The organism is Jeotgalibacillus sp. S-D1, from assembly GCF_004358665.1.
Taxonomy (GTDB): domain Bacteria; phylum Bacillota; class Bacilli; order Bacillales; family Jeotgalibacillaceae; genus Jeotgalibacillus.
On record NZ_SMZR01000006.1, the window covers coordinates 31,728 to 53,616 of the forward strand.

Consider the following 21,889-nt stretch of genomic DNA (forward strand, 5'->3'; position numbering starts at 1 on the left):
GGAATCAAATGGGAGTGAATGTACCGATAGAAAACAGGGATATTCTTCAGACAAAAACCCAATTAAAAAAGGAACGCTTCAGATTATTTGTAAGGAGGTTTTTGAATAATCGTCTGGCGTTAATTGGAAGTTCGATCATGATTTTTTTACTATTATTCGTCAGCTTTTCTCTATTATTTATGAATAGCTCTCCTCTTGAAATTGATCCTGCTAATCGTCTTCATGCCCCAAGCAGCGAGCATTGGTTTGGAACAGATACATTTGGAAGAGACTTATTCAGCAGGGTCGTTCATGGCGGGTTTGTTTCGTTGGCAGTTGGTTTTTCTGCCACTATTATTACAGCCATTATTGGAATGATTATTGGGTTATATGCCTCCTATTATAAGTTTTTAGACCATATTTTAATGAGGATTTGTGATGGTTTGCTGGCTTTTCCAGATGTTCTTTTGGCTATTGCGATTACAGCTGTTCTCGGGCCGAGGCCGATTAATGTTGTAATTGCCATTACCGTTGTAAAAATTCCTACAATGGCCCGTATTGTACGTTCATCTGCTTTGGTGATTAAGGAGCAAACCTATATTGAAGCTCTTAAGGCACAAGGAGCAAGCTCTTGGAGAACACTTTGGATGCACATAGCTCCAAATACGTTATCCCCTTATATTGTTCAAATTACAAATGTATTTGCTTCTGCGATTATTCTTGAAGCCGGACTCAGCTTCCTGGGTGCAGGTGTGCCGGCGCCAGAACCAAGCTGGGGAAACATTTTATACGATGGAAAAGTTGTCATTTTCAATGCCTGGTGGATGACGTTTTTCCCTGGCGTTTTTATCGTCCTTTCCGTGTTGGGATTAAATTTATTTGGTGACGGACTAAGGGATTTATTAGATCCCCATACGAATAAAGCAAATAAGTAATAAGCAAATAAAGAAATTTCCCCATTGCTTCAAATATGGACGATTTGCATATGATGCTTAAAGCAGCTTTGGAGGAAGAAACAGGAGAAGGGAGGATGAAATCTTGCAGGAATCATTATTGGAAGTAAAGAATCTAAAGACTTCTTTTTCCACCGAAAGCGGTGTAGTGACCGCGGTCGATGGGGTTACATTTACGGTTCATGCGGGTGAAACCCTGGGCGTTGTCGGTGAATCAGGGTGCGGAAAAAGTGTCACTGCAGAATCGATTCTGCAGCTGTTGAATGAACGCACGACAAAATATGAAGGTGAAATTAATTATAAAGGGAAAAATATTCTCACACTAAACAAAAAACAGATGCAGCAAATTCGGGGTAATGAAATAGCCATGATCTTTCAGGATGCCATGACGTCGCTTAATCCGGTTTTTACAATCGGAGATCAGATAACAGAAGCAATCACGGCACATATGAAGATGGGCAGGAAAGAGGCGAATAAGAAAGCTATCGACATGTTGAGTCTTACAGGTATATCCTCTCCCGAAATGAGATTTCATGAGTATCCTTATGAAATATCCGGCGGAATGAGGCAAAGGGCGATGATTGCCATGGCTCTTGTCTGCAGACCGAATTTACTGATAGCTGATGAACCGACTACAGCATTGGATGTAACAATTCAGGCTCAAATTCTTGAAGTGATTAATAACATAAAAAATGAACTGAATATGGGCATTGTGATGATTACGCATGATCTGGGGGTAATAGCAGAAGTATGTACACATGTGGTTGTGATGTATCTTGGTCAAGTAATTGAAGATGCAGATGTAGAGTCGTTATTTTCTAATCCGGCTCACCCATACACGAAAGGACTGCTGCAATGTATTCCGCAAATTGACGGGGACCGCTCCCGGCAGCTTTATACCATAGAGGGAATTGTTCCATCACTGGATAATGTCCCAAAAGGGTGTCGTTTTTCTCAAAGGTGCCCGCATTCCGATGCAAAATGTCTGAATGAACCGCCTTTATTAGAAGAAATAAACGATAAGCATAAAGTTAGATGCTGGCATTATGACAAAATCTAAAAAGGGAGGGATGACTTTGCTGCAGCCTTATACTGATGTTGAAAATAAGAAACAGGAGCATGCCAAACCCCTTTTACAAGTTAGAAATTTAAAAAAGTATTTTCCGATCACCAGTTCACTGGGCAGACATGTGGGAGATGTAAAGTCCGTTGATGGAGTGGATTTTGATCTGTACGAACAACAAACAGTCGGTCTTGTAGGTGAATCGGGATGTGGAAAAAGCACCACAGGCAGGGCGATTCTGCGTTTGACCGATCCTACTGAAGGAGAGGCTATCTATAACGGCAGGGATATTTTTAAATTAAAAGAAAAGGAATTTCATAAAATCAGAAAAGATTTTCAAATGGTTTTTCAAGACCCTCATTCCTCTCTTAATCCGAAGAAAAGAATCGGGGAAGCAATCATAGAACCGATGAAGATTCATCAGATCGGAACCAAAAGAGACCAGATGGACAGGGCGATGGAGTTACTCTTAAAGGTCGGAATCAGAAAAGATCAGTTTTATCGATATCCACATGAATTTTCTGGCGGGCAGAGACAAAGAATAGGACTGGCAAGAGCCCTGGCTGTAAATCCAAAAATAGTTGTGTGTGACGAACCGGTTTCAGCTTTGGACGTTTCGATTCAATCACAGGTCATAAATCTTCTCAAGGAGATTCAGGAGAATTTCCAATTAACCTATTTATTTATTTCTCATGATCTGAGCGTAGTGCGTCATATGGCAGACCAAATTTGTGTGATGTATTTAGGTAAAATCGTTGAAAGGGCACCTACAGACGAATTATTTGGACATCCCAATCATCCTTATACCCGTGCATTATTATCAGCAATTCCGCTTCCAAACCCGAAAATCAAAAATGAAAGAATTGTGATAAAGGGGGATGTACCTTCTCCTATACATCCGCCTTCCGGCTGTGTGTTTCACACAAGGTGCCCATTTGTGATGGAAAGGTGCAAACAGCAGGTCCCGTCCATGAAAGAATTGACAGCAGGTCATTATGCAGCATGCCATTTAAACGATTAATGTAATCGTTTAATCGAGGCGCTAGACTTCTTTTTAGAAGTTAGGAGGAAAAAGACATCATGAAAAAACATAAGATTGCGATAGGCGGCATTATGCATGAAACGAACACATTTTCAAACTTGCAGGCAACGGTCGATATTTTCAAGCTTTACGAATGGGAAAACGGACAGGAAATCATTAACAATCATACAGGAGTAAGAGATTATCTTGGCGGCATCATTTCAAAAGGAAAAGAGATGGAAGTGGAACTTATTCCGACGTTCTGGGCCAATGCAAATCCAATGGGGCTGATTACGCGGGAAGCATACCAGGAGCTCCTTACTAATTTTTTATCAAGTATAAAACAGATTAGTGACCTCGATGGAATTTGTCTTGTCCTTCATGGAGGAGGGATAGCAGAGGGTGTTGATGATCTTGAAGGAAATATTTTAGCTGCAGTAAGACAATTAGTCAGCGATGATATTCCAATTGTCGCTACGCTTGATTTGCACGCGAATCTGACAGAAAAGATGATAAAAGAAGCGGATGCTTTGTTTGGGGTGAATTTTTATCCCCATACAGACTGTTATGAAAGAGGACAGGAAGCTTTAGAAAAATTAATAAAAATTATCGATGGGGAAATGAAGCCTGTCATGTATTTTGAAAAGCTTCCAATGATGATTCCTTCGAGCACATCGTATCTTTCACCTGTTAAAGATATTAACGAGCTTTGCTGGAAATGGGAAAAACAAAAATCTGTAATAGACTGTACTTTTTTTCATGGATTTTCCCATACAGATATCCCGGATATGAGGGTAGCGGTCCTGACGACTACAGATAACGACAAGGGACTGGCCAGGAAAATCACCAAAAATGTAAAAGATAAAGTTTGGGATCTTCGTTATGATTTTTATCTTCATCCCCCTGGCCCAAGAGAAGGGTTAGAACAAGCTCTTTCAGTGTCCGGAGGTCCAATTGTCATGAATGAAACTTCTGATAATCCTGGAGCGGGGGCGCCTGGAGATGGAACCCACTTATTAAAAGAAATGATTGAAATGAACATAGAAAATTCATGTTTTGGTTTTATATATGATCCCGAAACAGCAGAAGCTGCTCATCAGGCAGGGGCAGGCAGTACTATATCAATTTCACTTGGGGGGAAAACCGATTCTCTGCACGGAAAACCATTACCAGTGCATGCATATGTAAAAGTGCTTTCAGATGGAAAGTTTGTTCATAGTACCGAAATGTATCGGGGGAAAAAAATAAATTTAGGAAAATCAGCGAGGCTTTTAATAGGCAATGTGGACGTCATTGTTTGTTCAGTAAGAGCACAAACATTTGATGAACAAATCTTTAATCTTCACGAAATTGATGTAACCAAATATAAAATTGTTGCGTTGAAGTCTGAAAATCATTTTCGTTCATCTTTTACCCCTCTGGCTAAAAAAATTATAACGGTAGACTCACCTGGGTTGAGTTGTTATAATTTACTGAATTTAGATTATCAAAGGGTCAACAGACCGGTATTGCCGCTGGATAATATCGATAAATAGCAGCAAAGAAGTTCAGCTGATCCGGTTTAAGCTCAAAAATAAATAGGGATATTGAGCTGGTAAATAGCTCTCGGGCGCCCTTTTTGATACGTCATTTCTTCACCTACCACCTTTAGATAGCCATTATCGAGAAGTCTTTTTATAATTCGTTCGGTAGATCGGCGTGTTATCTGAAGGTATTCAGCAAGATCTTTAGCTGTAAAATGAAGATCCTGTCGGGAGCTGCTAAATTGGATAACTTTCGACAGGTTTGCCGGACTTAATTTCGTTTGTTTTGCAATTTCAAATAAGTGGGCATGATCATTTTTCAAGTGTACCTGCTTATTTATATGAGGGAGAGGTCCAAGTAATTCTTTTTCTTCTGTCAGAATGTATCCATATTTAGCGGCTTCCTCAGATTCAGAAAAAGTTAGAGCTATTTTGGCATTTTGCTCTGCCTCCTTGATTGTTGCGCCATATCCAAAGCCGAATAAAAAGGAAGTATAATTGCTCATAAAGTTCCGGAGAAAATCTTGTTCCATTAACGTTTCTATTTCACCCCGGGTGCTGTAGAAAACAGTCATCCCTTCATCAATTTGTTGAAAGGATGCATGAATATGATGGGCAAATGCTCGAATCTGTTCCTGCGTAAGATCTGCGGAAATATAGCCCGCCGCGACCTGGGAAGCTTTTCTTTTATGCAGTTCAGCTTGTTTTTTTGCATTGTTTAACCCGCTGATTAATATTTTTTTCGTTTCTGTGAGTCTAATGGCAGGGACGCCCAGTGCTTGTAATCTGTCATAGACAGCATGAATACTGGTTAGGGCTAAATCAACTTTCCCTTGTTTCCATAAGGAAAGATGGAAGTTTACAATGGACATTAAATCAAATTGATTTTTTTCCAGCATCGGGCTGAAATTGAGAAACTGTTCATGGTTGAAACGGATGTCGATTTCGTTAAATACATTATTGACCACCGAAGAATCGATGTGGTCAATTGAGATTCGGTCCAGGCTGATTTTTCTATTATAAGAGATGGATAGAAGCGTAGAAGAGATTGTGAACTCATCAGTAACCAAATAAAGGGATGGAATAGGAAGATTTTCTCGAACGGCTTTTGAAAAGTAATAAGGTAATGCGCCTGAAAAAAAGAGGACATCACAGGATTTCACTTTTCGAATAATCTCTGCTGTGTCTTGTGGTTTTTTATAGATATAGGGATCTATTCTAATATTAGACAGTTCGGAGGCCGCGGATTTTATTTGGTCTATAAACTCTTTCGATCCTATTACAGCAATATTTATACTCATAGCAGCCTCCTAAAAAATCTATTTAACGTCTATTTACCGAAAATATATCATTTAAAAAGAATAGTTGTAAACAGAAAGGAGTAAAAATATGAAGATTACTAAAATTGATGTTTATGGAATACAATTCCCATTGGCAGCACCCTTTGTGATCAGTTACCACACTTACGATAAAATGCCGTCTATTATTGTAAAAATAGAAACGGATGAGGGGATTATTGGATATGGTGAAGGTGTACCGGATGAACATGTTACCGGTGAAACATGGGAGGGGATCTTTCACATTATCAAAAATACACTGGGACCAGCTGTACTGGGACAAAACCCTATGGAGATCGAGAGAATTCACGAAATCATGAATAACGCAATTTACAGTTCACCAACTGCAAAAGCTGCAATTGATATTGCTTGTTTTGATATCCTGGGTAAAAAACTGCAGCAGCCTGTCTACCAGCTCATTGGAGGCCGTTATCATGAACAGTTTCCAATTACACATGTGTTAAGTATAGGCGAGCCTGAAGACATGGCAAAAGAAGCGTTAGAAAAAGCAGGTCAGGGGTATGAGTACTTTAAAATTAAAGTAGGAACGGAAGTGGGGAAAGATGTAGAAAGAATTAAGGCAATTCGTTCTCTAATTGGTCCCGGCCCCGCTATCCGAGTTGATGTGAACCAGGGCTGGAAAAATAGTTCCACTACACTGCTCGCTTTAGAAAGATTAGAAAAATATCAGATTGATTGGATTGAACAGCCGGTAGCTGCGGATGATATGGATGGAATGGCCGAAGTGAAGGCAAAAACGAGGATTCCTTTAATGGTCGATGAGGGGTTAAAAGGAACAAGAGAAATGCTGCAAGTTATTCAAAAAAGAGCGGCGGATAAAATTAATATAAAATTGATGAAGTGCGGAGGCATCTATCCTGCAGTTAAATTAGCACATCAAGCTGAGCTGGCCGGGTTAGATTGCCAGGTTGGATCAATGGTAGAATCCTCAGTAGGCTCAGCAGCCGGTTTCCATGTGGCTTTTTCCAAGAAAAACATCACAAGCGTCGAACTCACAGGACCATTAAAATTTTCACAGGATATTGGTGATTTACATACGGCTTACCAAGTGCCTTTTATTCGTTTACCAAAACGTGCGGGCCTGGGGGTTGAAATAGATGAAAGTATTTTAAAAGAATTAACCGTGTTTCAAGATGTCATTCAATAAGGAGGAGCACTGATTAATGGATTCATTATATAAAGGAATAATTAAGAGGAAAAAAGATCAGGTGGAATTCCCCATAATTGTAAGAAGGTTAACGTCCAATGATTTATCGAGCATCCTGCAGGTTCAAAAAAAGGTGTTAGAGTCTTTGGAGAAAAAAGACATCTTGCAGCCGCTCACTAAGGCGGAATTTCAATATATACTAGATGGAAATGGATTTATGATTGGTGCTTTCATTGGACCAGAACTGATTTCTTTCCGGGCACTGCTTGTCCCTCCGATCGATGAAGAGCATCTGGGATTAGACGTGGGCTTGCCGGAAACCGAGCTGCCAAAGGTCATTTACCAGGAAATCTCCAACGTTCTTCCGGAATATCGGGGGAACCAATTGCAGAAGAAACTTGCCCGGCTAATTATGGTGGAATTAGAGAAAGAAAATCATCATTACCGGTATATTTGCTGTACGGTTGCACCCTTCAACATTCCAAGCCTTAAAGATAAGTTTTCACAGGGGATGCAAATTCGTGCTTTAAATGACAAACACGGAGGCTTGTTACGTTATGTGTTTTTCCTGGATTTAACTGAAACAGAACCAAAAAAATACAATGAAATAATCCCTGTGAAAATGGGGGAAACCGCAGCTCAGCAAGAAAAGCTTTCCGCCGGCTTTCGTGGACTGAAAATGGAGAAAAAACAAAATGATCTGTGGGTTTATTATGGACGATGAGGCTGCAAGGGAAAGATCTTATAAGTTTAATTAGATTTTTTGAGCGGGAATAGAAGTATGATTTCGCGGCCGCACAATACGATTTGACACAATGGAGGTTTTAAAGGAGCCCGGTTCATTTCCGCTGCAGGCGGCGCTTTCCGCGGGGCGGGGGTGAGCAACTTGGATGCTGCGCATCTTCAGTGTCTCACCTTTCCTGCTGCATCCCGCTGGAGTCGCCACCTTCCGCTGCAATGAACCTATGTATTTTTTCAAGAGGATACCGCATATATAAAAAATAAAAACAATGCTCTCACGAAGTTTGTCGTGAAAGCATTGTTTTGTGTTTTTTTCCACCTATAAGAATCCACTGCATTAACCGTCAATCCTGAATCAGGCTTCGCCCCAAAACGTTTTTCAAAAACGGGCTCGGTTCACCCACGCTGTATAGCTGCAGTTCATGCATCGCCCGGGTACAGGCGGTGTAGAAAACTCTGCGCAGGCTCTCATCGCCATACACCTTTTCGGACGCGTCATAAATAATGACGGCATCAAATTCAATGCCTTTGGATAAATAGGATGGCACGACGACGATTCCTTGTTCGTATTCAATCGAAGTGCTCTTAAGGAGTTTGAGTTCTTCTATGGAAGATAGGCCTTCATATGCCCGTATACTTTCCTCGGCGGATTTACATATGATTGCAATGCTTTGATAGCCAAGGCCGCGCAGATCTTCAACTTTGGAAGCGATATGGCTGTGCAGCTCTGCATGATCGGCAACTTGCTTTAGGGAAGGTCGTTTGCCGTCGCGTTCAAAAGGAATAATGCTGTCCCCGTTTGGAACGAGTTTTCTAGTAAATTCAATGATCGGTTTTGTGGATCGATAGCTCCGTGCGATATTGATCACTTCTGTTTCATCCGGTCCGTACAGATTGACAAGAGTGTGAAAATCAATCATTTCGCTGGCGTGGGCAAATATCGCCTGATTAAAGTCTCCAAGCACGGTCATCTTTGCAGCAGGAAATAAGCGTTTCATAAACTCAAACTGAAAAGGTGAATAATCCTGTGCCTCATCCACAACAAGATGTTTAATGGAACTGTTGATCTGAAAGCCTAAAATCAGCTCCCTTAAGAGTAGAAAGGGAGTGGCATCCTCGTAATTCAGTTTATCCTCATCCAGCATTTCTCGCGTTGTTCGACAAATTTCCGACCATTCTGCAGGTGTTTCCCTGTCTGTGAATGCTTTGAACTGAAGCGGATCCCCAAAAAGTTGTTTATAGATTTCTTTCATATCGATGAATTCAAATGCCCGGATTTGTTTTCTCAGCGGCTTTAATTTCTGTTGGACAATCAATCTGGCCAGAGCGCTCGGTTCCATTTCATAGTCGCCAATGGATTCTCTTTCAAAGCCGCGTTTTTGGGCTAAATATTTATGTGCCTTATGATAATCGTCGTTGCTAAGCAGCTCGATTTCCTCCTGGACCCAGGGCTTGATCCGTTCGGCTTTTTGCGTGTCTTTGGTTTGCTTAATGAGCCAATCCTTCAGTTTTTCAAGTCTGTTGTGAAACCGCAGGGATGTGTCATGGCTGTAAAATCTGTTTTCTATTTGCTGCGCAGTAACGATGGGCTTTCCTCTGAAGGTTATATCTATAAATCGCATTCCTGATAACTCTAATGACTGTCTGTATGCTTCGACTGCTTCAAAAAAATGAGTGGAAGCTTTGAATTGGATATTCGCAATCCTCAACCTGTACGATGGGCTATTTGCTGCGGTTAAAACATATTCCAGTTGCTCATAGGGATTTTCAACCTCAAATTCTGTACTCAGCCGATGATCTAAGTATTCCTGAAATGTGACCTGCTGCATATTTTCTTCACCGAGTTCCGGCAGTACATTGGACACGTAGCTGTTAAACATCGTATTAGGGGAGAATAAAATGATTTGATCAGGATTCAAATGAACCCGATATTTGTACAGCAAATAAGCAATTCGCTGCAGCGCGGCCGATGTTTTGCCGCTGCCAGCTGCGCCTTGAACAATGAGCAGCCTTCCGTGGTCATGGCGGATGATCCTGTTTTGCTCCTGCTGAATGGTCGCTACGATATTGTGCATCTGTTTGTCAGTTCCTTTGCCGAGAACCTGCTGTAAAATCTCATCTCCAATGGTCAGACTCGTATCAAACATTGATTGAAGAATCCCGCCGCGAATGAGATATTGCCACTTTTTCTCCAAAACACCCTGAATTGTGCCTTCTGGTGTTGCATACTCCGCTGGACCAGGCTGGAAATCGTAATAGACACTCGAGACGGGAGCCCTCCAATCATAGATCAGGAAATTTTCACCGCTGGAATCACTAAGCGAGGAGATCCCAATATAGATTTGTTCCATTTTGGATGTGCCTGCTTCGCTAAAATCGATCCGCCCGAAGTAGGGAGATTCCTGCATTCGGTTCAGCTTTGTTAATCGCCTGGATGCATGCCTATGGGTGCTTTGACTTACGGACAGCGCTTGAGCTTCCTGTCGCAGCCCGATAATGGTCTCCAGGTAATCATCAAAGGTATCCGTATTCACCCTGACCTCATCCCAAAAGTGCTTGCGGATCTGGACAACTTCGCCCCTGCGTTTGGAAGTTTCTTTTTCCAATCTGCTGATTTCGTCCGTGATGGTCTCCATTACGATATCCACTCGTTTTTGCTCCTGCTGCAGCTTTGGATTCATGCAAACACTCCTTAAAAAATTTAATAAAAGGGTTGACGTATAAATGAGTTTGGTAGTATAATTAAATTAGGATAAATATACTTAAAATCAAATATTTAATACATATCTATATAAATTTACCACAGGAACTCCTTTTTTTCAATGTGTTAATTTAAGGTTTTCCTTAATCTAGTACTACTCTTTCGTTAATTCCTCAGTATGGGGCAGAACTTCATTCATTATGATGAGCAAAAGTCAAAAACCGACAATCAAATTTGTCGGTTTTTTTGTCCATGTATTCCTCCATAAGTCTAAATTGCTCATGCAAAAATGGTTAAGTGGAATATTTTCGATAAAGCGGACTGCACTACTTTTTGGAGTTACTTGTGTAAATAGTGTTTTATACAAAAGAGGAGTGAATGAATATGACAAATCCATCAAGCAATCGAATCGATTCTGCATCAAGAGTGATAATGGCATCACCAAAAGCCATTTATCATGCATTTATGGATCCTGAAGCGTTGGGTGTATGGCTCCCGCCGGAAGGGATGTCAGCTCATATTGACAGCTATGACCCTCGTCCAGGAGGGACATACAGAATAACGCTCATTTACGAAAATGAATCTTCAGGTCATGGAAAGACCTCGGAAAATACGGATGTATCCCAAGGGCGATTTCTGGAGCTGGTTCCGGATACAAAAATTGTTCAATCCGTCAATTTCAATTCAGACGATCCTTCTTTCTCAGGTGAGATGATACAGACCTGGTACCTGGAAGCTCTGTCAGAAGGCACAAGGGTTATAATTGTGTGTGAAAATGTACCGCCAGGAATACGAAAAGAGGATCACGATACAGGGTTAAGATCGACACTTGAGAATCTTGCTTCCTTTGCTAAAAATTTTGACGAAAGTTGAATGGAGCTTAACTTCAGCAAACGGGCTGTAAAATGGTATACACAAAGAAAAAGGCCTTCTCTCATAATAAAGAAGGCCCGCTCTATTCTCTATTTCTAATTCATCTGACCTTCAAACTGTTTTGAATACAGTCGGGAATAAGACCCTTGATTGCTGATCAGCTTGTCGTGTGTCCCTTGCTCTGTAATTTTTCCTTTTGAAAGCACAATAATTCTTTCTGCATTTCGAATGGTGGATAATCGGTGGGCAATCACAATTGTTGTCCGGCCATTGGCCAATACGTCTAGTGATTCTTTAATCATACTTTCACTTTCGTTATCCAATGCACTCGTAGCTTCATCAAGAATTAAGATCGGCGGATTCTTTAAGAAAACACGAGCAATGCTTAATCGTTGTTTTTGACCTCCTGATAACCTGACTCCCCGCTGTCCTATTTCAGAATGGTAGCCTTTTGGCAGACTTGTAATAAAGCTATGCGCATTTGCTTGCTGTGCTGCCATCATCACTTCCTCATCACTTGCTTCAGGATTACCGTAACGGATATTTTCAAGGACGGTCCCTGAAAATAGATAGACATCCTGCTGCACAATTCCAATGTTTTTTCTTAAAAAATGAAGATCAAGCTCGCGAATATTTTCACCATCTAATACAATTTCACCTTCTGCAACCTCGTAAAAACGAGGTATTAGAGAAGCGAGTGTTGTTTTTCCTGCTCCAGAGAAACCAACGATCGCAACATATTCTCCCGGCAGGATTTTTAGCGATAACTGATCAACAACATTATTTGTTAGATCACTATAACGAAAAGATACATTCTTAAATTCAATCTGTCCTTCAATAGTAGAAAGTGACTTTGCCTCAACCTGATTCTGAATTGCAGGGTTAGTATTCATGATTTCAAGAAATCGCTGAAAACCTGTGATTCCTTCTTGAAACTGCATGCTCATATGTGCGAGCTTCTGCATTGGCTCCACCATAAAGCCGATATAAAGCAAAAAGGTAATTAAATCGGCTAAACTCATTGATGTATTTAAGATCTGCATCGCACCGACTACGACAACGGTAATGGTAATCAATTGAACAAAGGCTTCTGCTGTATTAAAGAAGTAGGCTTCGGCTTTATAGGTTCCTTTCCGGCTTTCCAGGAAACGCTGATTCTCCCGGTTGAACTTCTCCATTTCCAACGGTTCATTGGCAAAAGACTGAACAACCCGTATCCCTCCCAGGCTGTCTTCCACCTGTGCGTTTACATCACCAATTCTTTCTTTATTTCTGGTCAATGCCCTGTTCAATATCTTATTAAAGTACAAAGAAAAGATCCCCAGTACAGGCAGAAAACAAAAAACGGCAATTGTTAGGGGAACATTAATGTACATTAGAATAATGAATGAGCCCAGAAAGCGGATAGAGTACTTCACATAATCTTCCGGACCATGGTGATAAAGCTCGGAAAGTAATAAAAGATCATTTGTAATTCGTGTCATCAGCTGACCGGTTTTTTGCTTGTCATAAAAGCTTAGAGAAAGCTTTTGCATATGAGCGAACAATTCGCTGCGCATGTCGCTCTCCATGCGTGCACCAATCTCATGGCCTTTATAATCCACAAAAAAATTACCAGCGTTTTGAAGAATCACTAATAGGATCATCAGGCTGCCGATCCATAGGATATCATTAAATGCCGAGGAAAGATCATTCTCCAGAATCTCATGCGTGACGTATCGGACAAGTAGCGGAAATACCAAAGCTAATGAAGAAATAAAAGTAGCACAAGCCAAGACGAGAAGAAACACTTTCAGGTAAGGCTTATAATACGATAGAAACTTTTTAACTGGAAATTTCATGGCGTACCCCTTTATCGTGTGATTTAAATCAGCACATATAAGGGGGGAGACCGTCAAAGATTAAGAAGGCGTACCCACCTTATATGCTTTTACGGTTTTATTTTTAAAGTTTTTCATGTTATTTCCTCCTCGTTTTCTGAATAATCCAATTATAAATAATCAGTACTGATTAAGCCAGATGAATTTTAGGAGAGCTAACTTGAAAACAATCTAATAAATATTCTTGACGGTGTGGTTTCGATAGCTGAAAAATGCAGGATCAAAACTGAGTTGCAGTTTAAATAAAGAGAAATATATCACAAGAAACGGGACTACACTGGATAATATGACGACACAAGGGGTTCTTAAATCTTGCTTATGAGGTTACCCAACAGTAATCTAAAGAAAAACTTATTTACCCATATCTTATTCGTCTGATTGTTCGTTAGAGTGTTGAGAGAGCATAGGGGGGACCGAAGATGCATCCAAAGATAATGGTCGTGAAAAATTCTGAAGAGGAAAAACTGGATGAGATTTTGATGAAGCTGCAGGGCTATTGCAGCTGGCTGACAAAAAACAAGTGGGATAGTGAGGAAATCGCTCAGGAAGCTTTGGTAAAAGCGCTGAAATCGTATGAGCGAAAAGAATGGACGGCTCCACTTTTGAAAAAAATAGCCTACCATATATGGATAGATCGTATTCGCAAGGCGGAGCGTGAGACCTTGATGCTGGTAGAACATGCTCATCAACAGGTTTTCTTTGAAGGTGATGAGCTGTTTCAAAAGCTGGCTAAAAAGCTGACACCAAAGCAGCTTATTCCGTTTGTCTTAAAAGAGGGATTTCAATACAGAATTTCGGAAATTGCCGAAGTGCTCGGGATGACTGAGACAGGGGTAAAAGCTTTGCTCAGCCGGGCGCGAGCGCGAATGAAAGGCCAGTCTGAATCTGATATTGATGTTTTTTGGGAAGAGGAACTGATGGATGAACTATTTCCTGTTTTAATTGACGCCGTATCCAGGCAGGACCCCGAAAAACTGCTGGCGATGCTGCCCGCAATTTTCTCCCCGACAGCACGAAAACCTATTTCCAGTTTTCCTTCATACCGTGCTCTCTCACTAGCTGCATAAACGTGAAGGAGGAAACGATATATGACAACGATTCCTTATGTAATTGAGCAATCAAGCAAGGGGGAGCGTTCTTATGATATCTACTCCCGTTTGTTAAAGGACCGGATTATTATGGTGAGTGAAGAAATTAATGACCAAATGGCCAATAGCATTGTGGCACAGCTTCTGTTTTTAGCAGCCGATAACCCTGAAAAAGAGGTTTCTCTTTATATCAACAGCCCTGGCGGTTCAACCACCGCGGGCTTTGCCATTTACGATACAATGCAGTACATCAAGCCTGATATCCGCACCATTTGCACCGGAATGGCCGCTTCATTTGGTGCAATTCTTCTGATTGGCGGTACAAAAGGGAAAAGAATGGCGCTGCCAAACAGCGAAATCATGATCCATCAGCCGCTGGGCGGGGCACGCGGCCAGGCAACAGATCTTGAAATTTCAGCAAAACGCATCCTCAAGCTGCGCGAACACATTAATGGGATTATTGCTGATCGAACAGGGCAGACCATAGAGAAAATAGCTGCCGACACAGATCGGGATTATTTTATGACGGCTGAAGAAGCGTTAACGTATGGCATTGTGGATGAGATTATTAAGCGTAAATAAAAAAACCGATTCGATCAGCTGGTGATCGAATCGGTTTTTCTATTAAACCACTTGCGGTCCAACAAGCAGCCGTGGATTCTCCCCGATGGCCAATTTACAAAGGTTACTGTAGCCTATTTTCTTGTATTCAGAAAGCAGTTCCTTTACTTCAACGATTTTCGTTTGAGCCTTTAGTTTTTCAATTTCCTGGTGGTACACGTTTACTACATAATCAGCTTTTTGGCCCGGGCAAAAACGCTCGGATTCTTCATCCATAATCAAGCAACCCATATATTGATACTTGAATTGTAATTGACGAGTCAGGAGAACGAGATTGGTAAAGTTCTTGTATACCTCAGGCTTTTCGGTTTTCAAATCATTTATGGCTTTTTGAGCGGATACTAGTTCATTTATGCTGGCTGTTATTAACATGTTATCGGCTCCTTTCAGTAATTAATTCCAGGGTTTATTAACGGTTAGCTGCGAAACAAGATCTTTATTTTGCTTTCGTTTAAGCTTTCTGATCTTTTCGCGTTCCTGGCCTGTTTTATATAGGAATTTCTCTTCTTCTGTTTCAGGGATGATAGCAGGAACATCAATCGGTTTTTTATCGGCACCTAAAGCCACAAAAGTCAAAAAGGCAGTAGTGGCGATTCGGCGATTTCCTGTGATCATATCTTCTGCAACAACTTTACAGAAAATTTCCATGGAGCTTTTTCCTGTATACGCAACAAATGATTCAATGCATAATTTGTCACTTTGCCGGATCGGCTCCAAAAAATTCACAGAATCGGTTGAGGCAGTTACGCATTCCTTCACTCTGGCATGACTGCACGCAGAAAGGGTTGCGCATGCATCGAGCTTTTTCATTAATACACCGCCAAACAGTGTATGATAATTATTCAAATCGTTAATGAGAACCTGGTCGTTTTGGATTATTCGTGTGTCACCCATTCTTCTGGTATTCATCTCTTATCACCTTACTTTGTTGTTGTAGGATTAATCTTGCTTGTATAGGCAATTATAAAACCCGAAAATTGGGAAGTACAATGCCGATAAACTATGCTGATCATAACCAAATTGTATGTAAACGCTTTAGACTTGCAGGAAATAGAAAAGGTAGGTAAGACATAATGATGGATTTTAACGTAGACCGGTTCATTTCCGCTGCAGGCGGCGCTTTCCGCGGGGCGGGGGTGAGCCACTTTGATGCTGCGCATCTTCAGCGTCTCACCTTTCCCGCTACATCCCGCTGGAGTCGCCACCTTCCGCTGCAATGAACCTAGGTGTACAAATATCTACAGGGTAATTAAAAAAGGAAAATGAATCTATACAAAATAAAGAAGAGGTTGGATTATAACTCCAAAAGTCATGTGAATTGAGCCTATTCTAGTTGCAAAATGAGGTGAACGGAGCGGAAGGCGGCGACTCCTGCAGGATTTGACGGCAAGCTGAGACCCCGAAAGGCGAAGCCTGAGGAGGCTCAGCGCCGTCCCTGCGGAAAGCGTCCGACTGAAGCGCAGTGAGCCGGTTAGACGAGTTTGAGACACATTTGTCCCAGCCGATTACTTATTTTGAGAGAGGCATTTTTCGGCAAAACGGATAAATTCCTGCTTCACATGAGCGGCAAGATGGTCTTTTTTCCATATCAGCGAGAGATGCCAGTTAATCGGGGGATGAGATATCGTTATTTGTTTCACATCGCTAGTCAGGCCCTTTACGGCGCTTTCAGGAAGTAAGGTAATTCCCATATTGGACGCAACCATTTCTTCAATAAAATCCAGCTGAGAGGTTTCTGAAATAATCCTGGGCTCGAAATGAGATTGTCTGCAAGCAGTATAGATGCAGTCTCTCAAAGCAAAATCCTTATTAAACATAATAAAATCTTCATTCTTTAAATCCTCAAGCGCTGCTTCCTTACGATGAGCAAGTCTGTGCTTAGAAGGAACAATAAGCTTTAATGCTTCCTGGCCCAATGAGTAGGAGTCAAAGGTATGGTGGGGGGCAGGGAGGAAGACCACACCAAAATCAAGCTTTTCATTCCTCACTTTTTCTTCAATCCCCTTGGAGCCGTCCTCGACCAATTGGAAAGTAATATCCGGATATTCCTTATGGAAAGAAGCAATCAGACTGGTGAAAAAAACAGAATCGATGATGGATGGCAGTCCAATGCGGATTAGTCCCTTCGTGTGATTGGAAAGACTCGCTAGTGAATCCTGAAGTTCCTGAAACTGCTGGTCCATTTTTTGTGCATGTTCATAAAAAACCCTGCCGGCATCGGTTAGACGCAGCTTTTTTCGTGAGCGAATAAAAAGAGGCATTCCTGCTTCATCTTCCAGTGATTTCATCATTCTGCTAATAGCGGGCTGTGTCATATATAACTCATCCGCTGCACGAGTAAAACTGCCCGTATCCGTTACTTTAATAAAATACTGTAAATGTTTTATTTCCAATTTATCACCTACTTTTTATCATTCCATTTATGAAGTATCTATTAGTTTACTTGTAAAAACCTTACAAGACAAATGTCTTTTCGGAAAATGGTGTAATATGGGGAGTGGTGTATGTATAATAGATTCCTTAATGAAAAACTATACTATGAAATAGGATAAAAGACATATAAAAATGGAATGAGGAGAGTGCGAATGAAAAGAGTAGATGTAGTATATTCACTTATTTATGATGCAGAAGAAGAAAAAGTATTAATGGTTAAAAACAGAAAATATGATAACTGGTCCATGCCGGGAGGATCTGTAGAACCTGGTGAGACGTTAGCGCAAGCTGCTGTGCGGGAAGCAAAAGAAGAGACGGGTTTAACGGTTGAAATAGATCACATTATTACTGTAAATGAAGCTTTTATGGTAAACGACGATCATCATGTGATTTTTATTACATTTAAAGCGAGGATTGTAAGTGGTGAAATTTCAATTATTGATACGGAAACGATAGAAGATGTAAAATGGGTGAGTTTAAAAACCGCTGATGAGATGATGCCTTATCATAAGGCAGGAATTGAAAATTTGTTAGATCAATCTGTGCCTTATGTGTTTCAGGGGAGAGTGAATTAATAACAAAATCATGCAGCCTGACTTCATAATGATCGTCTACTCTTGGTGGTTCTCTAACATCTGTTTTAAGTACTCTTTCGATTTCCCCTTAGGAATACTGAGACTCTCCCATTGATCATTTTTTAATTGTTTACCAATAAAAACAATTTGACCCACATGATATGCATAATGCGCCATTTGTCTTTCAATCGCTTCTAATACCAGGTGACTTTCCCCGCGAATAAATATTGTTTTTAATAAATCATCTTCACTCAAATCGGTTAATGCATCAAAAAGGGTTTTCCATCCGTTTTCCCAAACGTTTATGAGCTCTGATTTTGAAGGTATGTCCCCTGAAAATTCAATATCACGATTACGGTAACCCTTTTCTCCATCCGACGTTAGAAAGTCTGTCCATCTTGATACCATGTTGCCACTCATGTGTTTCACTATTACAGAAAGGCTATTCGATCCGTCGTTATACGTCCAGTAAATGTCCTTCTCGGACACTTGGTTTATTGTTTTATCTCCAAGGCTTTTTACACTTCTAAATCGTTCAATTGCGATTTTTAGATATTCTTTTCCGATATTCATCCTTTCACCTCTATCAAATTAAATAAAGTTTTAATCTAATTTATACTAGTTTACTGGGTATCAATCGACAATACAAACTCCTTCATAAAATCAATAGAGGCTGGCTTAAGAGACACATAGTCCCTCAGATGTTCAGCTCTTTTTTATTTTGCTTTTAAAAAGGAGCCCATCCAATCTGCGCCGAAGTAATCGTTGAATGACGAAAATCAACACAATGAAGGGGAAGGTATTATGCGGATTATTAATGTTAAAGAACATCCTGAGTATAAAGAAAAAGCAATAGAGTATTTTCAAAGCAAATGGGCAAACGAAAGCAGTATGAAAGTTTATGAGGATTCAATTACACATAGCATAACAACGAACAGTGCCCTTCCTGTGTGGTATTTAATGGAGAATTCGGGTGAAATTATCGGTTGTGCAGGTCTTATAACCAATGATTTCATTAGTCGGATGGATTTATACCCTTGGATTTGTGCTATTTACATTGAAAAAAGCTATCGTGGCAGGTCTTTAGGTAAAGAGCTGCTATCACGTGCTAAAGCGGATGCTCAAAATAAAGGCTTCAAACAGGTTTTTCTTTGTACTGACCATGTTGGATACTATGAAAAATATGGTTTCGCATACATAGGTGATGGTTATCATCCTTGGGGAAGCAGTTCAAGAATTTATAAGATTACTACCTGACAAGTATGTGACCAGCTTGAAAAAGTATATTTTAAGTAAAAATAAAGCTATCTTATTTCTCAATATGAAAAGCATTTCACAGTGTATGATAGAGGGAGCAAAGAAAATTTAGACCAAAGGAGGAACTTGAGGATGAGACAGAAGTTAATTCCGTTTGTTTGGTTTGAAGAGGATGCGCGGGGAATTGCGGACTGGTATGTTAAGGTATTTGGCAGCGCGCGGGTGGATGGACATGTGACCTTGCATGATACACCTTCTGGAGATGCGGATGTTGTGACATTGACGCTAATTGATCAGCAGTTCCAGTTTATTAGCGCTGGGCCGCTAACAGATCGCAATCCTTCTTTTTCATACATGGTGGCGCTGTCGGCTCCAGACGAGGTGGATGCATTGTGGAACAGGCTTTCTGAAGGGGGAGAGGTGATGATGCCGCTGGATGAATATCCTTTTAGTAAACGTTTTGGTTTTCTTAAGGATCGTTATGGGATGTCCTGGCAGCTGATGCATGATGGAGGGATGAATATCCAGACCATTTCGCCTGCCCTGATGTTTACAGGAGATGTTAGCGGACAGGCAAAAGAAGCGATTGACCACTATCAGACATTGCTTGGTGGAGCCGCTATGGAGGGCCATATCTCTTATTACGAAGCCGGGCAGGAACCAGAGGTGGAAGGAACGATCAGCTATGCACGCTGTAAATTTGCCGGTCGGGAACTTGTTTTGTCAGATAGTGCAGGTCCGCATCAATTTGAATTTAATGAGATGCAGTCCCTTATTCTCTATTGTGAGGATCAGGAGGAAATTGACCGGGCATGGGCTCACTTGTCAGCCGTACCGGGAGCAGAGCAGTGCGGCTGGCTGAAAGATCGTTTTGGTGTCTCATGGCAGATTGTCCCTTTTGAAATGGAGCGAATGATGGAAGAAGGAACACCTGAACAGATTAAGCGTTTGACAGAAGCATTTTTGCCGATGAAAAAGTTTAATTTAGCAGCATTGAGAGCAGCTTACGAAATAAATTAAATGTAATAGGATCGTTCTCAAAAAAAGGTGAGAACGATCCTTTTTTGTGCAGGAAGATGAAAGAGGCGGCAATCCTTATGACTATTGAATCAGCCTGCGCCCCGTAATGGAGTGAAAACAATGATATCCGCTGACAGACACGCCAATCGTACCGCCTCCGGGAAAGACCGAGTCACCGCAAAGCCAAAAGTTTTTGAGCGATGTGCGGTGAGACAAGCTGAAAAATAGAGAATGCGTTCTTGTTTGCGGGAATCCGCCGACGATGCCAAAAGGGCGGAAGGTGAAACGTTCCCATGCTTTGGGAGCACCTGGATACTGGTCAATAATGGCATCATCAATCGTTGGATAATGAGCGCGAATCGTCCGCAGTATTTTTTCAGTATAAAGAGTTTTGTTGAGATCGTACTGCGCCTTTGTTTTCCACTGGTCAAGGTTGATATGAGTACTCACCGTTAATGTGCGGTATCCTTCCGGCGCACGCTTTCGGTCATCTTTATCCGAAATTGATAAAAATAAATGGCTGCCTTCATCGTGCCCTTTGCCATCCGGGTCCATCAGCTGCTGGAACAGCGGGAAGTCTTCAGGGAGCTGGGCTTCTTTTAGTGATAAATATAATGTCATGGTTCCCCATGTATCCTGCTTGGAACGTTTTTTTAATCCTGAAGAAAGCTGTTTATACACTTTTTCATCCATCAGTGCCGGGAGTGACTGGATAGGTGCATTGCATATCACATGATCAGCGTATCTGATATTGCCGCGATGATCTTCCACTACATACTGATCTTCAAGCTTTTTGATGGATGTTACCCGGCGTCCGAGGATCGCCTGGGCGCCATTACGTTTTGCCGCCTCCACCAGTTCATACGCAAATTGATACAGCCCTCCCTGCACGTAATAGGCGCCTTCATGGTAGATATCCAGTGCGAGTGCCCCCATAAGCAGTGCGCAATCTTTACTCGTTGTCTGCATGCTGTCGATCAGCTGCCCGTCAATAAAATGAACAAAATCTACGCAGGGATGTAAACGATGCTTTCTTAAAAGTGATCCGATTGTTTTAAAAAAGTCTGGTGTCAGGGATAGATGTGAAGTTTGTAAGGAAGTCAGGAGCTCGAAAGCTTCTTTTCCTGTTTTAATTGGTAAAATCGGAAGCTTTTTCATCAGGAGACGGATGAGTGATGCTTTTTTATAGAGTTCCTCATAAAATGAAGCGATTTCGTCCTTATAATCGGGGAACGTCTGCTGAAGTGTCTGAACATGCCGGCTGCGGTCTGCATAAAAGGTTAACGTCCGTTCGCCCTGCTTGATCTGCATGACAGTCGCAAGCTTGAAGGCATCGACTTTAATCCCTAAATGACGAAAAATACGTTCATGAATGCCGCCTTTTTCAAGCCCCATACCGAGTGTCGCACCGGAAGCAAATAAGTATTGGCTGCGTTGAAACTTCCCGGCACAGCCGCCCCATTCCCTTGAAGCTTCTAAAATGGTCACGCTGCACCCGGCCTGAGCGAGCAGTGCACCTGCAGTGAGACCGCCAATGCCGCCTCCAACCACAATTATGTTCTTTTTAGCCATATGACGTTCCCTCCTGTCATCTTAAATCGTAAGTGTCAGGTGCAATTCATTCAATTTTTTGTATGCTAGAAGCTTTGATAAAAC

At 41.3% G+C, this 21,889-nt stretch carries 21 protein-coding genes; 12 read left to right on the top strand and 9 right to left on the bottom strand.

The genetic code is table 11. From position 1 onward, the window contains the following. Positions 1–8 precede the first annotated feature (8 nt). The 4 genes from E2R51_RS15830 to E2R51_RS15845 all read left to right on the top strand — a co-directional run bounded on the left by E2R51_RS15830 (position 9) and on the right by E2R51_RS15845 (position 4,551). Positions 9–914, top strand: a complete 906-nt coding sequence (locus tag E2R51_RS15830) for an ABC transporter permease (RefSeq protein ID WP_133378066.1) — start codon at positions 9–11, stop codon at positions 912–914. Between the two features lie 103 nt (positions 915–1,017). Further along, positions 1,018–1,992, top strand: a complete 975-nt coding sequence (locus E2R51_RS15835) for an ABC transporter ATP-binding protein (protein ID WP_483299952.1) — start codon at positions 1,018–1,020, stop codon at positions 1,990–1,992. Positions 1,993–2,008: 16 nt separating this feature from the next. Next, positions 2,009–3,016: an ABC transporter ATP-binding protein gene (locus E2R51_RS15840; RefSeq protein WP_483299953.1), complete on the top strand. Its 1,008-nt coding sequence runs from the start codon at positions 2,009–2,011 to the stop codon at positions 3,014–3,016. Between the two features lie 59 nt (positions 3,017–3,075). Further along, the gene (locus E2R51_RS15845; RefSeq protein WP_133378068.1) at positions 3,076–4,551 is read left to right on the top strand and encodes a M81 family metallopeptidase; all 1,476 of its coding nucleotides are present in this window, start codon (positions 3,076–3,078) and stop codon (positions 4,549–4,551) included. Between the two features lie 32 nt (positions 4,552–4,583). Here the strand turns inward: E2R51_RS15845 and E2R51_RS15850 are convergent, their stop codons facing one another. Further along, positions 4,584–5,840, bottom strand: a complete 1,257-nt coding sequence (locus E2R51_RS15850) for a helix-turn-helix domain-containing protein (RefSeq protein ID WP_133378069.1) — start codon at positions 5,838–5,840, stop codon at positions 4,584–4,586. A gap of 88 nt (positions 5,841–5,928) precedes the next feature. Between E2R51_RS15850 and E2R51_RS15855 the strand changes: the two genes are divergently transcribed. After that, positions 5,929–7,044, top strand: a complete 1,116-nt coding sequence (locus tag E2R51_RS15855; protein ID WP_133378070.1) for a mandelate racemase/muconate lactonizing enzyme family protein — start codon at positions 5,929–5,931, stop codon at positions 7,042–7,044. A gap of 16 nt (positions 7,045–7,060) precedes the next feature. Continuing rightward, positions 7,061–7,768 carry a GNAT family N-acetyltransferase gene (locus tag E2R51_RS15860; RefSeq protein ID WP_133378071.1) on the top strand — a complete coding sequence of 236 codons (708 nt, stop codon included), beginning with the start codon at positions 7,061–7,063 and terminating at the stop codon, positions 7,766–7,768. 30 nt (positions 7,769–7,798) lie between these two features. On the opposite strand, the gene E2R51_RS15865 is transcribed toward E2R51_RS15860, so the two are convergent. Next, a complete protein-coding gene (locus tag E2R51_RS15865) occupies positions 7,799–8,023 on the bottom strand; it encodes a hypothetical protein (RefSeq protein ID WP_133378072.1) in 225 nt (74 codons plus the stop codon). 106 nt (positions 8,024–8,129) lie between these two features. Then, entirely contained in the window at positions 8,130–10,466 is a 2,337-nt protein-coding gene (gene helD, locus E2R51_RS15870; RefSeq protein ID WP_133378073.1) for an RNA polymerase recycling motor HelD, read from the bottom strand. 404 nt (positions 10,467–10,870) lie between these two features. Here helD and E2R51_RS15875 point away from each other — a divergent pair, with 404 nt between their 5' ends. Beyond that, a complete protein-coding gene (locus E2R51_RS15875; RefSeq protein ID WP_133378074.1) occupies positions 10,871–11,359 on the top strand; it encodes an SRPBCC family protein in 489 nt (162 codons plus the stop codon). 95 nt (positions 11,360–11,454) lie between these two features. On the opposite strand, the gene E2R51_RS15880 is transcribed toward E2R51_RS15875, so the two are convergent. Continuing rightward, positions 11,455–13,200 carry an ABC transporter ATP-binding protein gene (locus E2R51_RS15880; RefSeq protein WP_133378075.1) on the bottom strand — a complete coding sequence of 582 codons (1,746 nt, stop codon included), beginning with the start codon at positions 13,198–13,200 and terminating at the stop codon, positions 11,455–11,457. Between the two features lie 458 nt (positions 13,201–13,658). Between E2R51_RS15880 and E2R51_RS15885 the strand changes: the two genes are divergently transcribed. Then, on the top strand, positions 13,659–14,306 hold the full coding sequence (locus E2R51_RS15885; RefSeq protein WP_133378076.1) for a sigma factor-like helix-turn-helix DNA-binding protein: 648 nt from the start codon (positions 13,659–13,661) through the stop codon (positions 14,304–14,306). 21 nt (positions 14,307–14,327) lie between these two features. Continuing rightward, complete coding sequence (gene clpP, locus E2R51_RS15890) at positions 14,328–14,909, top strand: ATP-dependent Clp endopeptidase proteolytic subunit ClpP (protein WP_133378077.1); 582 nt, start codon at positions 14,328–14,330, stop codon at positions 14,907–14,909. A 42-nt stretch (positions 14,910–14,951) separates the two neighbouring features. On the opposite strand, the gene E2R51_RS15895 is transcribed toward clpP, so the two are convergent. The 3 genes from E2R51_RS15895 to E2R51_RS15905 all read right to left on the bottom strand — a co-directional run bounded on the left by E2R51_RS15895 (position 14,952) and on the right by E2R51_RS15905 (position 17,341). Then, positions 14,952–15,320 (bottom strand): hypothetical protein, encoded by a 369-nt coding sequence (locus E2R51_RS15895; protein ID WP_133378078.1) that lies wholly within the window; start codon positions 15,318–15,320, stop codon positions 14,952–14,954. 21 nt (positions 15,321–15,341) lie between these two features. Continuing rightward, entirely contained in the window at positions 15,342–15,857 is a 516-nt protein-coding gene (locus tag E2R51_RS15900; RefSeq protein WP_133378079.1) for an acyl-CoA thioesterase, read from the bottom strand. Positions 15,858–16,453: 596 nt separating this feature from the next. Next, positions 16,454–17,341, bottom strand: coding sequence for a LysR family transcriptional regulator (locus tag E2R51_RS15905; protein WP_133378080.1), 888 nt, complete (start codon positions 17,339–17,341; stop codon positions 16,454–16,456). A gap of 192 nt (positions 17,342–17,533) precedes the next feature. Between E2R51_RS15905 and E2R51_RS15910 the strand changes: the two genes are divergently transcribed. Then, the gene (locus E2R51_RS15910) at positions 17,534–17,956 is read left to right on the top strand and encodes an NUDIX hydrolase (RefSeq protein WP_133378081.1); all 423 of its coding nucleotides are present in this window, start codon (positions 17,534–17,536) and stop codon (positions 17,954–17,956) included. A 36-nt stretch (positions 17,957–17,992) separates the two neighbouring features. On the opposite strand, the gene E2R51_RS15915 is transcribed toward E2R51_RS15910, so the two are convergent. Next, positions 17,993–18,529, bottom strand: a complete 537-nt coding sequence (locus tag E2R51_RS15915) for a DUF1572 domain-containing protein (protein ID WP_133378082.1) — start codon at positions 18,527–18,529, stop codon at positions 17,993–17,995. 231 nt (positions 18,530–18,760) lie between these two features. Here E2R51_RS15915 and E2R51_RS15920 point away from each other — a divergent pair, with 231 nt between their 5' ends. Further along, positions 18,761–19,213: a GNAT family N-acetyltransferase gene (locus tag E2R51_RS15920; RefSeq protein ID WP_133378083.1), complete on the top strand. Its 453-nt coding sequence runs from the start codon at positions 18,761–18,763 to the stop codon at positions 19,211–19,213. A 132-nt stretch (positions 19,214–19,345) separates the two neighbouring features. Continuing rightward, the gene (locus E2R51_RS15925) at positions 19,346–20,233 is read left to right on the top strand and encodes a VOC family protein (protein ID WP_133378084.1); all 888 of its coding nucleotides are present in this window, start codon (positions 19,346–19,348) and stop codon (positions 20,231–20,233) included. Between the two features lie 81 nt (positions 20,234–20,314). Here E2R51_RS15925 and E2R51_RS15930 read toward each other — a convergent pair whose 3' ends face one another. Then, complete coding sequence (locus E2R51_RS15930; RefSeq protein WP_133378085.1) at positions 20,315–21,805, bottom strand: FAD-dependent oxidoreductase; 1,491 nt, start codon at positions 21,803–21,805, stop codon at positions 20,315–20,317. Positions 21,806–21,889: the final 84 nt, after the last annotated feature.